Genomic DNA, 16,274 nt, shown 5'->3' on the forward strand with positions numbered 1-16,274 from the left:
CGCGATGTCCGTACACATGCGCCTCGCATCGCTCGCTGCGATGGCGACGCTCGTTGCGTCCCCGCTCGCCGCGCAGGACCGCCTGCTCGGCCTCCGCGCCGCGGGTGCCGGCGTGACGGCCGAGGGCATCTGGCTCGGCGGCAACGGCGTGCTGCAACCCAGCCTGCTCGGCGGCGACTCGCTGCGCATCACGCGCATGACGCAGCTCTCCGTGCCCATCACCGCGGTCACGCCGCTCGGCGGCACGTGGACGCTGGACGCGACGACCGTCTACGGCACCGGCAGCGTGACGGCCGAGGGCGCGCGCGACGCGCGGCGCACGACGTCCACGATCTCCGGGCTCAGCGACGTGCGGCTGCGCGCGACCGGCCGCCTGTTCGACGAGGCGCTGCTGCTGACCGCCGGCGCGAACCTCCCCACCGGCCGCACCGAGCTGGACGCCGAGCAGCTGACGGCGCTGCGCGCGCTGGCGGCGCCGGCGTTCGCGCTGATGGCGCCGCCCGTCGGCCAGGGCCCGAGCGGCACGCTCGGCGTGCTGCTGGCGCGCGAGGCGGGCGGCTGGGCGCTGGCCGGCGGCGTCGCGTACGAGATCCGCGGGCAGTTCGCGCCCGTCGCGGCGCTCGTCGCGGGCGCGCCGTCCATCGACTTCCGTCCGGGCAACGTGATCCACGCGTCGCTCGGCGCCGACCGGCTGCTCGGGCGGCATCGCGTGAGCGCGGCGTTCTCCGCCGACGTGTATGCGCAGGACCGCCTGCGCGCCGGCTCCGTCGCCGACGCGTCGCAGGACGCGATCACGCTGGCCGAGGTGAAGCTCGGGCCCGTGTTCACGACCGACCTGCAGCTGCAGCTGGCCGCGCCGCGGCTGCGCGAGCTGGTGCTGTGGGGCACGAACCGGTGGCGCGCGCCCTTCTCGCGCGACGGCGTGCGCATCGACGGCTCCAGCGGCAACTACCTGGACGGCGGGCTGCGCGCGTCGCTGCCCGTCACGCGGCGCACCGACCTGTTCACGGCGATCGACGGGCGCTGGCACACGGGGCTCGACCTCGACGACGCGCTCACCACCGCGGGCGTCGCCGGCGGCGCGCTGACGCTCGGCGTGTCGCAGACGCTCGGCCACGTCACCGTGCAGCCGTTCGTGCGCGGGCAGGCGGGCCAGCTGCGCTTCACGCGCGCCGACGGCGCGTCGTACACCGGCGGCGCCGCCGGCCTCACGATCCTCACCCGCTTCTGATGCGCGCGCTCTCGCGATTCACGCGTCTGGCGCGGCTGTCGCGCCACGCGCTCGCCGCCGCGCTGCTCGCCGCCACCGCGGGCCTCACCGCCTGCGGCAGCGTCTCGGACCTCGTCGCGCCGGGCACCAAGGGGTTCGCGCCCGCGCGCCTCGCGCTGTCGGCCACCGTGCCCGCGCTGCAGCAGCTGCAGCAGGGCGGCGTCGCCGCGCTGCGCGTGTCCGCCACGTACGAGCGCGCCGACGGCTCGCAGGTGCCGCTGTCGACGCAGACCTTCCCGCTCACCAGCGAGCGCACGCAGGACGTGCCGGTGCCGATCGACCTCGGCGCCTGCCTCAACGACGCGCAGCGGCGCGCCGCGACCGGCGAGGGCGCCTGCGTCGTGCGGCTCTCGCTGACGCTGCTCCTGGACGACCGCGTGCTGGACACGCAGGCGATCGGGCCGTTCGTGCTGCAGCCGGGCGCGACGCTCGCGGCGCCGGCGGCCGTCACGCTGTACGAGGTGCGCACCGTGCGCGTGGACCTGCCGACGGGATCGGTCACGCGCCCCGACGGCAGCCTGCGCCTGGAGGTCGGCGCGTCGGCGACGCTGAGCGCCGCGGCGCTCGACCCGAGCGGAGGGACGGTGGCCGGGCGCACCGCGCGCTGGACCAGCGCGACGCCGGCCGTCGCGACGGTGAACGAGCAGACGGGCGTCGTCACCGCGGTCGCGCCGGGCACCGCGCGCATCACGGCGAGCATCGGCGGCCGCGACGCGTCGGTGGACGTCGCCGTCGTGCCGCGCGCCTCGCCGGTCACGATCGTGGCGGGCGGCAGCGGCAGCGGCACCATCGTCTCCACGCCGGCCGGCCTCTCGTGCCGCGTCGTGAACGGGCAGACGTCGGGCACGTGCACGTTCAGCTTCGCGGGCGACGCGCAGGTCTCGCTGGTCGCGACCGCGGACCCGGGCTCGGGCTTCGTGGGGTGGAGCGACGCGTGCGCCACGGCGGGGACCGCGACGACGTGCGTCGTGACGGCCGACCAGGCGCGCAGCGCGCGCGCGACCTTCGGCGTGCTGCGCACGCTGGTGGTGGGCGGCGCCGGCGACGGCGCGGGCGCGATCGGCAGCACGCCGGGCGGCATCGCCTGCACCGTCGGCGCGACGGGCGGCGGCAGCTGCTCGGCGCAGTTCCTGGAGGGGACGACGGTGACGCTGACCGCGTCGCCCGCGACGGGCAACACGTTCGTCGGCTGGAGCGGCGACTGCGCGGCCGCGTCGGGCCCGACGTGCACGCTCACCATCTCGTCGGCGACGCGCAGCGCGACCGCGCGCTTCGCCCGCCCGCAGGCGCTCAGCGTGGAGCTCGCGGGCAGCGGCGACGGCAGCGTCGGCGGCAGCGTGGGGGGCACCGCGATCGCGTGCGTGCGGCGCGACGGCGCGACCAGCGGCACGTGCAGCGCGACCGCGCCGCTCGGCACCGTCGTCACGCTGAGCGCGTCGCCCGACGCCAACAGCACGTTCACCGGCTGGACGGGCGCGTGCAGCGGCACCGGACCGTGCACGGTGACCGTGGACCAGGCGCGCACGGTGGGCGCGACGTTCACGCGGCGGCAGGTGACGCTGACGGTGGCCGTGAGCGGCGCCGGCGCGGGCACGGTGGTCGTCGACGGGCAGCGGTGCACGCTGGCGGCGGGCGCGGGCTCCCAGACCTGCACGCTGCGCGTGGACGTCGGCCGCGCGCTCGCGCTGACGGCCGAAGTGGGGACGGCGTCGGAGTTCACCGGGTGGAGCGGCGCCTGCGCCGCCAGCGCGCGGTCGCCCAGCTGCTCGCTGACGCTCTCGGGTGACGGGTCAGTGGGCGCGACGTTCGTGCCGGGCGCGGTGCGCATCACGATCGTCGGCGAGTCGAACACGACCGGCGGCGGCACCGTCGGCACGACCGACGGCCGCCTCGCGTGCACGATCAGCGGCGCCAACGCGACCGGCACGTGCGACGCGCTGGTGGCGATCGGCACGACGCTGACGCTCAACGCGTCGCCGGACCCGCGCAGCACCTTCGGCTCGTGGAGCGGCGCGTGCGCCGGCACCGCGGGCCCGACGTGCAGCTTCACGGTGCGCACCGCGGCGTCGGTGGGCGCGCGCTTCCTGCGGCAGCAGGTGTCGCTGACGGTCGGCGTGGGCGGCTCGGGCGCGGGCACGGTGAGCCTCAACGGCAGCGCCTTCTGCACGCTCGGGCCGACGCAGGGCACCAACGCGTGCACGCGGCTGGTGGACGCCGGCGCGCCGATCACGCTGACGATGGCGCCGGCCTCCGGCAGCACGGCGACGTGGGGTGGGCCGTGCGCCAACGCACCGGTGACCGGCCCGTGCACGTTCACCGCGACGGGGACGTCGGTGAGCGTGCCCGTGAGCTTCGCGCTCACCGGCATGGTGAGCGTGCGGCCCGTGGCGGGCTACACGGGCGGCGGCGTGGTGCGGTCGAGCGACCAGCGCATCGACTGCACGATCGCGCCCTTGACGGGGGCGATCTCCGGCACCTGCGACGCGGTGTACGCGACCGGGAGCACGGTCTCGCTGTCGCTGGTGAGCCACACGATGGAGATCTTCGCCGGCGCGTGGTCGGGGCTCTGCACCTCGTCGGGCCCGACGTGCACGTTCACGGCGCCGGCGGCCGGTGGCACCGCGCGCATCGCGCTGCCGGAGTTCGTGGACGTGGACGTGAGCTGGACCGGTGCCGGCAGCGTGGCGACCGCGTTCGGGAGCAGCGCGGGACAGCTGCTGTCGTGCGACGCGCTGCCGGGGACCTTCCACTGCTCGGCCTTCGCGCCCGAGGGCTCGACCATCACCTTCACCGCGACCCCCCAGTGGGCGGGTGGGTTCCAGGGGTGGACCGACGGGTGCGCCGCGGCCGGGACCGCGCTCGTCTGCACGCGCACGATCCCGTTCCGCACGTCCGGCAATCCGCCCTACGTGGTCGGTGCGCGCTTCGCCTTCGAGGCGGTGGTGGACGTGAGCGGCGGCGGGACGGTGGCCCTCCAGGGCGTGACGGGGCCCAACACCGCGTGCACGAACAGCGGCACCGGCACCATCACCTGCTCGCTGCACTCGCCGACCCGGACGGCGACGCTGGTCGCGACGCCGGCCTCGGGCAACGTGCTCACCGGGTGGGGCACGGTCGCCTGCATCACGCCCACCGCCACTTGCACCGTCGACGTGACGGCGGCGAACGGCCGCATCTCCGCGACCTTCGCGAGCCAGGGGCCGGTGGGGCTCGAGTTCGATCGCGATTCCGCGTCCACCGGCGAGGGGCGCGTGATCACCTCGTTCGGCACCTGCAACCTGCCGCTGTCCGGCCGCAACGGCGCGTGCAGCGAGGTCGCGCCGGTGGGCGCGACGCGCAGCTACACCGCGCAGCCGTTCTCGGGCAGCCAGTTCGTGAGCTGGGGCGGCCCGTGCGCGGGGCAGACGGGGACGACGTGCACGCTGTCGCCGGTGACGGTGGGCGGGACGATCACCGCGCGCTTCGACCTCACGGCAACGCAGCTGCTGACGCTCGGCGGGATCAACAGCATCACGCCGGGCACCGGCACGATGACGACGTCGCCGGCGGGCACGCCGGCGATGAGCTGCACGGTCACCGGCAACGCCGCGTCGGGGACGTGCAGCGCGACGTACGCGGTGAACGCGAACGTCAGCATCACGCCGACGCCGGCGGCGGGCTCCGTGTTCAGCGCGTGGTCGGGCGCGTGCACCGGCTCGGTGGTGCCGTGCGTCGTGCCGATGAACGGGCCGAAGACGGTGAACGCGCTGTTCGTGCCGTCGACGTCCACGCTGCGGCTGGCATTCGACGCGCAGAGCGCGCAGCGCGGCTTCCTGACGACGAACGTGGGGCTGAGCTGCAGCGACACGCCGGAGAACCAGGGCCTCGCCGGCAACGGCTGCGCGCCGACGGGCGGCGCGGTGACGACGGGGACGTCGGTCACGGTGACGGCGAGCGGCCAGCTGCCGGGCTCCGGCTTCGTCGGCTGGACGGGGAGCGCGCCCTGCGCCGGGGTGCAGGCCACGACCTGCACGTTCACGATGAGCTCCGACGTGACGGTGACGGGGCGCTTCGGGAGCCTGTTCAACCCGACGCTCGAGGTCCAGAGCGACGCCGGCTCGGGCGGCGGCACGGTCTCGATGCAGACGATCCGCAACACGACGCAGTTCTCGCAGCCCGGGTTCGGCGTCAACCAGATCACGCTCAACCTGTTCTCGGGCGACGTGGTGCGGTTCACCGCGACGGCCACGGGGGCGGCGTTCTTCCAGGGCTGGGAGGGCGACTGCGCGTCGTTCGGCACCAACCCGGTGTGCACGCTGTCGAGCACCTTCTCGCTCGTGCGCGCGCGCTTCAACGGCGGGAGCCTGAACCGCCGTCCGGCGCCGCCGTCGGGGCAGCGGTCACCCGTGAGGCCGTGAGACGCCGCGGCGGACTGCGGGCTGCGGACTGCGGGGCCTGATCGCTCGCGCCAGTCCCCTGTGCCTCTGGGAGGGATGCGGATGCTCCGGATCTTGAAGGGCGATGCCTCGGATCGATCCGCGTGGCGGCGACGTCCCATGTGCCACACGGCGCGATCCGCATGATCCGTTCAGATCCGGAGCATCCGCATCCGCACCAACGGCGAACAGCCCGGGCGCGTCGATGCGTGCCGAAGACACGGAGCAGGATCCGCAGCCCGCAGTCCGCAGCAGTCGAAAGGGCCGGCCTCCACGTGGAAGCCGGCCCTTCGTCGTCACCACATGGGCGCGAGGCGCTCAGGGCGTGGCCGGCGCCGGCCCGCGCTCCGCCGACGCCAGCAGCGTCTTCGCGCGCTCGAAGTTCGGGTACTCCTCGAGCGCGCTCTTGTAGAGCGCGATCGCGCCCTGCGTGTCGCCCTTGTCCTGCTTCTCCAGCGCGCGGCTCACCAGCATCGTCGCGCGGAACTGGTTGCCCCCCTTCGGCGCCTCGGTGGCCAGCGCCGCGACGGCCGGCGCGCCCGGCGCGCCCGGCGTCGACTTGCTGAGGCGGATCGGCATCGCGGGCAGCTTCATCCCCGCGTTCAGCTTCGTCCCCAGCTGGTCCACCAGCTCCAGCAGGTCGTCCGCCTTCCCCATCACCGACTCGGCGTACTCGATCTCGGAGGTCTCCGTGTTCACCGAGCGCACGACGATGCGCATGCGCTGCTTCGGGTCGATCACGAAGCTGCCGGTGAGCATGTGGTGCGCGCCCACCAGCTTGCCCAGGCGCACCGCGGTCTCCTTGTCCACCCGGTCGCCGCTCCCCAGATTCTGCTCGTCGATCAGCTTCTGCAGCCGGTCCCGCTCGACCACCCGGACGCCGGGGTTGCCCGCCATCGCGGTGATGAGCATCTCGGCCATCCCCTTGCTGAGCGGCGCGAACTCGGCGTTGTTCTTCAGCGCGCCGTTCTCGAAGGGGAGCACGGCGACGGTCGGCCGCCGGTCCGAGGACTGCGCCCCGAGCGGCGCGGCGGCGGGGGCGAGCAGGCCGGCCACCAGCGCGCCGTACGCCAGGCGGCGCGCGGCGGAGCGGACGGGGGACCAGCCGGAAAGGCGGCGGACGAGCGGCGGGGTGTGCATCCGGGAGACCTCGTGGAGGGGAGAGTAGCGCCTCCAAGCTCGTGCCCCTCCGGCGCGACCGTCAATAGGTAGGGCTCCCCTTGCCCCCGATCGTCCCCCGCCGCACCGGTTCCTGACCGGTTCTGCTCCCGGCGCGCGGCGCGCCGTCCCACCCGAGGGTCCATGTCGAAGATCTGCCCGGTCTGCGGGAACACGTATTCCGACGCCAACGCCTTCTGCCCCGCCGACGGCACCACGCTGCGCGCGGCCGAGGTCACGGCGGACCTGATCGGGTCGGTCGTCGCGGACCGCTACCTCGTCACCGACCTGCTGGGCGAGGGCGGGATGGGGAAGGTCTACCTCGCGCGCCACGTGCGCCTGCCGCAGCAGGCCGCGATCAAGGTGCTGCGCCCGTCGATGCTGAAGGACGCCGCCGCCGTCGCCCGCTTCACGCGCGAGGCCGCGAGTGCGAGCCGCATCGACCACGACCGCGTGGCACGCGTCTACGACTTCGGCGAGACGAGCGACGGCACGGTCTACCTGGCGATGGAGTACGTGCCGGGGCGTACGCTGAAGAAGCTGCTCGTCGACACCGGGCCGCTGGAGCCGCGCCGCGCCGCGCTGCTCGTGCGCCAGATCGCCGAGGGGATGGACGCCGCGCACCGGCTGGGGATCGTGCACCGCGACCTCAAGCCCGACAACGTCATCATCGTCGAGGACGCGGACGGCTCGGAGCGCGCCAAGGTCGTCGACTTCGGCATCGCCAAGGCGCTGGGCGCCGAGGAGGGCGGGGCGGGGCTGACGCAGGCGGGGTACGTCGTCGGCACGCCCGAGTTCATGAGCCCCGAGCAGCTCCTCGGCGGCAACGTGGACGCGCGGAGCGACGTGTACGCGCTGGCGATCATCGCCTACCAGTGCCTGACGGGCGGCTTCCCGTTCGACACGACGACGCCCGAGCGCGTGATGACCGCGCGCCTGACCGAGGCGCCGCGCACGCTGGCGTACGCGCAGCCCGCGGTGGGCTGGCCGCCGGAGGTGCAGGCGGTGCTGGACGCGGGGCTGGCGCGCGACGTCGAGGGGCGGCCGGCGAGCGCGGGGACGTTCGCGCGGTCGCTGTCGGCGGCGATCGAGCACTGGATGCCCGCGTCGACCGGGGTGCGCCCGCTGGTGACGCCGCGGACCGCGCCGGCGGTGGCCGCCGCGCCGCCGACCGTCCCGCCGGCCGCCGCCGGCATGGGGATGCAGGCCGCGGGCGCCGGCCCGGTGCCACCGGTCGTGAAGCCGACGCCGATCACGCCGACGCCCGGCGCGAAGCCGCGCTCGCGCATGCCGCTGATCGCCGGCGGCGCGGGGCTGGTGGCGGTGCTGGCGGGGCTGGGCGTCGTGTTCGCGATGAAGGGTGGGAAGGGCGGCGACGGCGAGACACAGGGCCCGGTCGCGGGGGGCCCCCCCCAGGTCACGGATACCCTCGCGAACGTCCAGGCACCAAACCCTGGCGACGCATCGCCGCCCGCCGCGACGCAGACGGCGGCCGTCGACTCGACCACGCCCCCCGCCGGCACGACGCCGGCCGGCACGACGCCGGCCGCACCGCCGGTGAATGCGCCGCCGACGAACGCGCCGGCGACGCCCGCCGTCTCGACGCCGACGACGACCGCCGCCGCGCCCGCGGCGACGCGACCGGCGGGCACCGCGGGCGGCGCGCGCACGACCGCCGCCGGCGCGGCCGCGCGCCGCTCGCTCGACAGCCTCACCACCGTGCTCGATCCCGACCGCGTGGACGAGGCGACCGCGCGCGCCGCGATCCCGGTGCTGCGCGCGCTGCTGCCGCGCCTCGCGACGCGCGACGACTCGACGTACGCGCACATCCGGCTGCTGGAGGCGAACGCGCTGAGCGGCAACGATGCGGGCGCGTGCACCGCGCTGCGCGCCGCGAAGACCGGCGCGCGCACCAGCGAGCAGCGCGAGATCGTGCGGCGCTACGAGGGGCAGCTGAGCTGCTGACGCACGGTGTGTCGACGGCACGAACGCGAACGGGCGCCCATCGCTGGGCGCCCGTTCGTGCTTCCGGCCGTGCCGTGGGGCGATGCTACATGCCGACCGTGTACGTGCGCGTCACCGGCGTGCTGACGTTGCCGGCCATGTCGACCGACTGGATGGTGAGCGTGTACGTGCCCGCCGGCGCACCGGCGGCCGCGATCGCGCCGACGCCTCCGACGTTGCGCGCCGAGCAGGTCGAGCCCGTCGCCGCCGCGAAGATCGGCGCGCTGCCGCCGTCGAGCCCGACGAAGCAGACGAGCGCGTTCGCGGGCGTCTGCCGGCTCCAGGTGATGCGCAGCGGCGCCGCGCCGAAGCCGATGTCGTCGGCGTAGGCGAGCGTGATGTTCGGGTGCGTGACGTACGCGGCGCCGCTGGCGATCCCCGAGACGGTCAGCGTCGGCGCCGACACGTCGTACTGGAAGCTCGCGGTGACGCTGCGCGCGGCGGACATCGAGACCGAGCAGGTCGGCGCGCTGCCGAAGCAGTCGCCGGCCCATGCGACGAAGTAGCTGCCGGGCGTCGCGGGCGTCGCGGTGAGCGTCACGGCGGTGCCGACGTCGAAGCTCGGGGTGCAGCTGGTGGCCGTGCCGCTGAGCGCCGTGCGCACGCAGCTGCCGGCCGGTGCCGCGCTCCACGCGATCGTGCCGCCGCCCGTGCCGGTGAGCGTGAGCGACAGCGCCGCCTGCGGCGTCGGGATGCCGAACGTCGCCGTGACCGTCTGCGCGGCGCTCAGCGCCACGACGCACGACCCGGTGCCGCTGCAGCCGCCGCCCGACCAGCCGGCGAACGTGCTCCCGGCCGTCGGCGTCGCGGTCAGCGTCACCGTCGTGCCGTTCGCGAAGGTGGTGCTGCAGGTGCCGCTCGACGCGCCGCCCGACCGCGTGCACGCGATGCCCGCGGGGGCCGAGCTCACGCCGCCGCCACCCGCGCCGGCCGTCGCGACCGTCAGCGTCACGGGGGCCGGTGCGACCGGCGTGGGTGTGAACGTCGCCGTCACCGCCTGCGTCGCGTTCAGCGTCACGACGCAGGCGCCCGTGCCCGTGCAGCCGCCGCTCCAGCCGGCGAACGTGCTGCCCGCGGCCGGCGTCGCGGTGAGCGTCACCGCAGCGCCGCTGGTGAAGCTCACGGCGCACGCGCCGCTCTGGCCGCCGCTGCTGCGCGCGCAGGCGACGCCGCCCGGCGCGGAGCTCACGACGCCGTCGCCGCTGCCGGCCGTGCTCACGAGCAGCGCGTACGACGCCGTCGGCGGGGGCGGCGGCGGCGGGGCCACGACGGCGACGGCGAAGGTCGCGGTCACGCCCTGCGCGGCGCTCAGCGTCACCACGCAGCTGCCGGTGCCGCTGCACCCGCCGCCCGACCAGCCCTGGAAGGCGCTGCCCACCGTCGGCGTGGCGGCCAGCGTCACCGTGGTCCCGACGTCGAACGTGGCCGCGCAGGTGCCGCTCTGGCTGCCGCCCTCCGCCGCCGGCGTGCGCGCGCAGGTGATGCCGCCCGGGACCGACGAGACCGATCCGCCGCCCGTGCCCGCGGTCGCGACCGTGAGCGCGTGGCGCGCCGCCCCGAAGGTGGCGGTGACCGTCGTGGCCTGCTGCGGCGTCACCGTGCACGGCCCCGTCCCGCTGCAGCCGCCACCCGTCCATCCCAGGAAGGCGCTCCCGGCCGACGGGGTCGCGCTGAGCGTGACCGTCGTGCCGCTGACGACCGTCGTGCCGCAGTCGCCCGTCTGGCCGCCGCCGGTGCGCGTGCACTGGATCCCCGCCGGCGTCGACGTCACGCGGCCGTCGCCGATGCCGGCGAAGGCGATGCTCAGCGCGTGCATCGTCGGCGGCGGCGGCGCGAACGTCGCCGTCACCGCCTGCGCGTCGCCGATGGTCACGGTGCACGCGCCGGTGCCGCTGCAGGCGCCCGACCAGCCCATGAACGCGCTCCCCGCGGTCGGCGCCGCGGTCAGCGTCACCGCGCTCCCGAACGCGAACGCGAACGCGCAGGTGCCGCTGCGATCGGTGCCGCACGCGACGCCGGCCGGCGCGGAAGTCACGGTGCCCGTGCCGCCGCCCGCCGTCGTGATCGCGAGCACGCCGGTGCTGGGCGCGAAGGTGGCGGTCACCGTCTGCGCGGCGCTCACCAGCACCGTGCACGGCCCCGTGCCGACGCAGCCGCCGGCGCCCGCGCCGCTCCAGCCGCGGAAGATGCTCCCCGCCGCCGGCGTCGCCGTCAGCGTCACCGCGGTGGAGACGATCACCGACGTCTCGCAGCTTCCGGTCTGCAGGCCGCTGCCCGCGCCGGTGCACGCGATCCCCGCCGGCGCCGACGCCACGCTGCCCGCGCCCGTGCCGATCACGCGCACGCTGAGCGCGTGCGTCGGGATGCGCGCGAAGGTCGCCGTCACGCTGTGCGGCGCGTCGATGCGGATCGCGCAGGTGGTCGCGGTGCCGCAGCCGGCGGCGCCGGTCCACCCGGTGAAGGTGCTGCCAGCCGACGGAGCCGCGGTCAGCGACAGCATGGTGCCGCCGGGCACGGGAGCCGCGCACGCGGTGCCGCCCGTCGCGCACGTGATCGTCGTGGAGCCGGCGCTCGTCGCGCCGACGCTCACCGTGCCCGCGCCGTCGCCGCCGAACGCGACCTGCACCTGGTGGCTCGTGACCGTCGGGGGCGTCTCGATCTCGGTCGTGCTCGCGCCGTCGCATGCCGACGCGAGGAGCGCGATCGTCGCGAGCGCCGCGCGCGTCGCCGTGAAGTTCACCTGCCTGCTGCTCGCCATCACTCGTCTGCCGGGAGGGACGCCGTCGGTCCGCACGGACGCTCGGGCGCTGGGCGTCGCGGAACGTCGTCGTCACCGCGCGTCGCGTCGACGCCACGACTGTGGCCATCGAACTGCCGCAAACGTATGAATGGTACAGCTCGCCGTCAAACGCGCGACGGATACGCGACGGGGCGCGACCGATCGACCGGTCGCGCCCCGTCGCGTGCTGCGTGGATCGTCAGCGTATCAGCGCGTCACCTGCGGCGCGCAGCTCATCCCGCCCAGCCACCCGCGCTTCAGCACCGGCATCCCCTCGGGGAACCCGAACTCCACCGCCACCGCGCCGTCCCCGCTCCCCCACTCCGCGCGGTAGCCGCCGCCGTCGCCCTCGGCCTTCGTCGCCTGCGCGACCAGCCGGAAGAGCGCCCAGTCGCCCGACGCCGCCTTCACCGTCGTCTCGCGGTCGCGGCGGTTCCGGACGTTGCGCACCACCAGCAGCTTCGCCTCGCGCCCCGTCGTCGACGGCCACGTGAACTCCGCTGGCGGCGCGTTCTTCTCGAAGCGCGCCACGCGCGTGCCCTGCGTGAGCGTCACCTGCGGCACGCGGTCGTTCGCCACGCCGCGCGCGGTGAACGTCACGCGCGGCTCCGGCCCGCCCGCGAACAGCGCCTCCGACACGCGCGCGGCGCGGTTGAAGAACGCCACGAACTCGCCCGACAGCGCCACCGGCGCGCCCGCCTTCGGCACCCACTGCGCGCCCTGCTTCTCCAGCAGCCCCTCCAGCCGCTCCTGCTGCAGCACGAACAGCGCGCCCGTGCCCGGCGCCAGCTGCGCCGCGATCTCCTGCGGCGTCGCCTCCGCGCTCGCATCGGGGTTGAACGGGAACTTGGCGAGCATCGGCGTGATCGCGTTGCACAGCGAGCGGCCACGTTCGTTGAGGATGCGCGTGAGGTCCGCGACCTCCTTCGCGCTCATCGCCGGCGGGGGCGGCGGCGCCGCCCCACCGCCACCACCACCGCCGCCCGCGGCCACGCGCGGCGCGCGCGGCATCGGCGTGCCGCTGATGTTGCGCAGCGTCGCCTCCGCGTAGTCGATGGGCGCCAGCAGCAGCTGCGTCACCGCGGGCCCCACCTGGATGGCCGCCGAGTCGACCGCGAACGACTGGCCCAGCTGCCGCGCGGCCGTCTTGGCGAGCGACGCCTGCGCCATCGCCTGCGTGCCCGCCTGCCGCAGCGCGAGCACGCCCTGGCTGTCGGCCGGCGGCGGCATCGCGACGATCTGCTCCATCGCGCCCTGCAGCGCGAGCAGCGCGTTGGCGTACGGCTGGTTCTTCTCGCTCACGAACTTGTCCGTCACCGCGCCCGGCGTGACCGCCTGCACGGGCTGGAACGCCGCCGCCATCGCGGAGTCGACGATCGTGTGGCGCGCGGCCAGCGAGAGCGCGGCCAGCAGCGGCGACTGCGCGCCGCCGACGGTGCCCAGCTGCGTCGACGCCGCGCGGATGTTGCCCGCGCGCACGACCGCGGTGCCGCGCACGAACTGCCGCCAGCGCTCCGCGTAGTCCGCGCGGTAGCGGCGCCGCAGCCCGTCGATCACGCTCGCGCGGTCCTGCGCCAGCGCGGCCGTCGCGTCGCCCACGACCCACCGCTCGCCCTGGAAGAAGCGGTCGGAGTTCTTGAACGCGCCGTCCATGAACGCCCACCCCTTCGTCGTGAACGCGCCCGGCACCTCCGCCGGCGCGTTGACGACGCCGGCCGCCGCGGGCGCGATGTCCAGCAGCCGCGCCGGCGGCGCCGCCTTCGACGCCTCGACCAGCATGTTCTGGTAGATGCGCTCCTCACCGGCGAAGCGCGCCAGGAACGCGCGCGACCGCGTCACCAGCCCCGCGTCCGCCGTCTGGGGGAACGGGTTGGTGTCGGGCAGCATCGTCGCGTAGAACGCGAACTGGTTGCGCGCCAGCGCCGTCACGTCGGCATCCGTCGCGCGGCCGCGCTGCCAGCTCGTGAGCAGCACCGGCGCCATGAAGTCGGCCGTGCTGCGCGCCGGCTCCGCGGTGGCGATCAGGTACGCCTTCAGCGCCGCGTAGTTGCGGCCGTAGTCGTCCGTCTCGCGCGGCACCTCGGGGAGCGCGCGCAGCGAGTCCACCAGCGCCGCCCACGTCGCCGCGTGCAGCTGGCCGCGGTAGCCGTCGATCCACACGCGGCGGCCGGCGTCGAACAGCGCGCCGCCGCGCCACAGCCCCCAGCGCAGCCGCAGCGGCGGCCCGTCGGCCTCGAACGCGCGCAGCGTGTCCAGCGTCCCGCGCAGCGCGTCCAGCGTCCGCAGCGCCTCGGCGCTCGGGAAGGCGACCGTGCCCGCGGGCGCGCTGAGGACCGGCAGCGCGGCCACCGCGCGCGCCTGCCGCGCGGTGCGGTCGGCGAGCGCGCGGTTGCCCAGCCACGACGTCGTCACGCCCGCCGCGACCACCAGCGCCGCGGCGATGCCGGCGCCCAGCAGCGCGCGGCGCGTCCGGCTCACGCGCAGCCCGCCGCGCGCGGCCGCCGCGGCGCCGGCGTCGCCCAGCACGACGTCCGGGAAGAGCCGCTCGAGGAACACCCACTGCGGGACCTTCCGCGCCGCCGGCGGCGCGTAGCCGCCCATCCCGGCCGGCGTCATCCCCGGCACGTTGGGGCGCGAGAACGCGCTCGTCGCGCCCGAGCCGGCCGGCATCACCACCGCCTGCTGCTGCGCCGCGGCGCCGCCCGCGTCGGCCACCACGACGGGGCGCGCGCCCACGAAGTAGAAGCCGCGCAGTCGCGGGCTCGCGCCCAGCTGCATCGGGCGGCACAGCTCGACCAGGAACTTGGTCGCCGCCGGCGCCAGCTTGCCCAGCTCGCGCGGCAGCTCGTACGCGGCCAGGCGGCGCTCCTCCACGCTCTCGCGCGCCAGCAGCGCCGGGCGCCGTCCGCCCAGCGACGCGGCGAGCTCGCGGAACGCGGCCTCGAGGCGCGGGGTGAGGCGCTCCTCGTGGCTCCCGGCGGCGTGCGCGCCGCTCACGTCCGGCCCGAACGGCAGCGCGGCGCCCAGCGGCTCGCGCACCTCGTCGCGCGTCAGCGCCGCGGCCCACGCCTCGAAGTGCGGCAGGCGGTCGGCCTTGGTGAAGAAGACGTAGACCGGCAGCGCGAGCCCGAAGTCGCGCGCGGCGTCGGTCAGCCGGCGGCGCAGCAGCTGCGCGGTGCTCTCCAGCTGCTGCCCCTGGTCGCCGAAGAAGACGTCGCAGCTCACGCAGACGACGGCCGCCCGCGGTGCGGGCTCCGCCCGGCCCAGCGCGGCGCCGAGCGCGGGCGGGCGGAGCGCGCGGACCACGCTCTTCCAGCGCGACTCGTCGGCCAGCACCTTGCCGCCCGGCTCCACGAACAGGGCCTGCTTCGCCAGCCAGAGGTTGGCGGCGGCGGTGGCCGGCGGCGCCTCCCCCACGGCGTCGCCCGCCAGCAGCTCGGCGTCCAGCCCGGCGCGGGTGACGACGGTGGTCTTGCAGCTCCCCTCGGTGCCGACGAGGAGGACCATCGGGCGCTGGTCGAAGGCGCCGCGCGGCAGCCGGGCGCGCGCGGCGGCGACGGCCACCAGGGCGTCGTCCTTCCCGGGGCCGGCGGCCGGCGCCGCCGGCGCGTCGGGCCGCAGGAACCAGAGCAGCGCCCCGGCCGCGATCAGGCCGAGGGTGAGCAGGCCGACGCGCAGGACGGTGCGCTCCCCATCGGTGAGGGGGAGCACCGCGCCCAGCACCCAGGCGAGGAGAATGAAGACGATGAGCGTGGCGAGCGCGGCGTACCAGCGCGTCGCGGCGGGGCGGGCCATCGGTGGATGCGGAAGGGAGACCTTGAACGACGTGCCTCGTGCCGGGCGCTATCGCGTTGCCGCCGTGCGGATCTGATCGACGGCGCCGCCGAGCGTCAGCGCGCCGACGCCCCACAGCCCGACGGCGAGGAGCGCGGAGGCGGCGAGCGCGATCGTGAGGCGGCGGATCCAGGGGTCGCGCGCGATCACCGCGTCGGCAGGCGGGCGCCACGACGGCGCCAGCGGACCCTGATTGCCGGTGAGCCGCGCGAGCCGGTCGCCCACGCGCACCGCGATCGCCTGCAGCGCGGCGGCGTCGTGGCCGTAGCGGCCGCGGAAGCCCAGGAGCAGCACCAGCTGGTGGACCTCCAGCACGTCGGCGAGGACGGCGGAGTCCGGGCGCGCGAGCAGCTGCTCGACGTGCTGGAAGAAGAACTCGCCGGCCAGGTGGATCCCGAACAGCTCCTCCTGCAGCGGGCGGCGCGCCCAGTCCGCGAGCGCCGGCTGGCGGCTGTTGAGCGCCGACTCGTCGAGCAGCGCGACCACCGCGAACACGGCGAGCCGGATGTCGTCGGGCGGATAGCCCGCCTGGCGGGCCTCGCCGTCGGCGCGCTGCAGCAGCTGGACGATCTGCTGGCGGAAGGCCGCGGCGTCCGGGATCGACTGGCGGCCGGCGCGCAGCCGCACGACGGCGGTCAGCGCCTCCTGCAGCATGCGCGCGAGCCGGCCGCGCGCGAGGACGTCCTGGGCGGGAACGGAAGCAGGGGCGCCGGCTCCGGGATCGGGCGGCGCGATGAACGGTGCGGTCATCCGGCGGGTCTCGCAGCAGGGGCACGCGTCGCGCCCCTGCGGCGCGGCGCGTGGCCCAACGTAC

At 76.0% G+C, this 16,274-nt stretch carries 7 protein-coding genes; 3 read left to right on the forward strand and 4 right to left on the reverse strand.

Annotation, left to right across the window (positions count from 1 at the left end; all coding sequences use genetic code 11):
* The first annotated feature begins 40 nt into the window (after positions 1 to 40).
* Both rosag_RS07445 and rosag_RS07450 read left to right on the forward strand, forming a co-directional pair.
* Positions 41 to 1,231 carry a hypothetical protein gene (locus rosag_RS07445; RefSeq protein ID WP_284349435.1) on the forward strand — a complete coding sequence of 397 codons (1,191 nt, stop codon included), beginning with the start codon at positions 41 to 43 and terminating at the stop codon, positions 1,229 to 1,231.
* Positions 1,231 to 5,667: an InlB B-repeat-containing protein gene (locus rosag_RS07450; RefSeq protein WP_284349436.1), complete on the forward strand. Its 4,437-nt coding sequence runs from the start codon at positions 1,231 to 1,233 to the stop codon at positions 5,665 to 5,667. Before rosag_RS07445 ends, rosag_RS07450 begins: the two co-directional genes overlap by 1 nt.
* 336 nt (positions 5,668 to 6,003) lie before the next feature.
* Here rosag_RS07450 and rosag_RS07455 read toward each other — a convergent pair whose 3' ends face one another.
* Positions 6,004 to 6,825, reverse strand: a complete 822-nt coding sequence (locus rosag_RS07455) for a CsgG/HfaB family protein (RefSeq protein WP_284349437.1) — start codon at positions 6,823 to 6,825, stop codon at positions 6,004 to 6,006.
* Between the two features lie 162 nt (positions 6,826 to 6,987).
* On the opposite strand from rosag_RS07455, the gene rosag_RS07460 reads away from it, so the two are divergent.
* Positions 6,988 to 8,808 carry a serine/threonine-protein kinase gene (locus tag rosag_RS07460; protein ID WP_284349438.1) on the forward strand — a complete coding sequence of 607 codons (1,821 nt, stop codon included), beginning with the start codon at positions 6,988 to 6,990 and terminating at the stop codon, positions 8,806 to 8,808.
* Positions 8,809 to 8,893: 85 nt separating this feature from the next.
* On the opposite strand, the gene rosag_RS07465 is transcribed toward rosag_RS07460, so the two are convergent.
* From rosag_RS07465 to rosag_RS07475, 3 genes are all read right to left on the reverse strand, one after another.
* Entirely contained in the window at positions 8,894 to 11,605 is a 2,712-nt protein-coding gene (locus rosag_RS07465) for an InlB B-repeat-containing protein (protein WP_284349439.1), read from the reverse strand.
* Positions 11,606 to 11,833: 228 nt separating this feature from the next.
* Positions 11,834 to 15,421 (reverse strand): ImcF-related family protein, encoded by a 3,588-nt coding sequence (locus rosag_RS07470; RefSeq protein WP_284349440.1) that lies wholly within the window; start codon positions 15,419 to 15,421, stop codon positions 11,834 to 11,836.
* A gap of 48 nt (positions 15,422 to 15,469) precedes the next feature.
* On the reverse strand, positions 15,470 to 16,210 hold the full coding sequence (locus tag rosag_RS07475; protein WP_284349441.1) for a DotU family type IV/VI secretion system protein: 741 nt from the start codon (positions 16,208 to 16,210) through the stop codon (positions 15,470 to 15,472).
* Between the last annotated feature and the right edge of the window lie 64 nt (positions 16,211 to 16,274).

It is taken from the genome of Roseisolibacter agri (genome assembly GCF_030159095.1).
In the GTDB taxonomy this organism is placed as follows: Bacteria; Gemmatimonadota; Gemmatimonadetes; order Gemmatimonadales; family Gemmatimonadaceae; genus Roseisolibacter; species Roseisolibacter agri.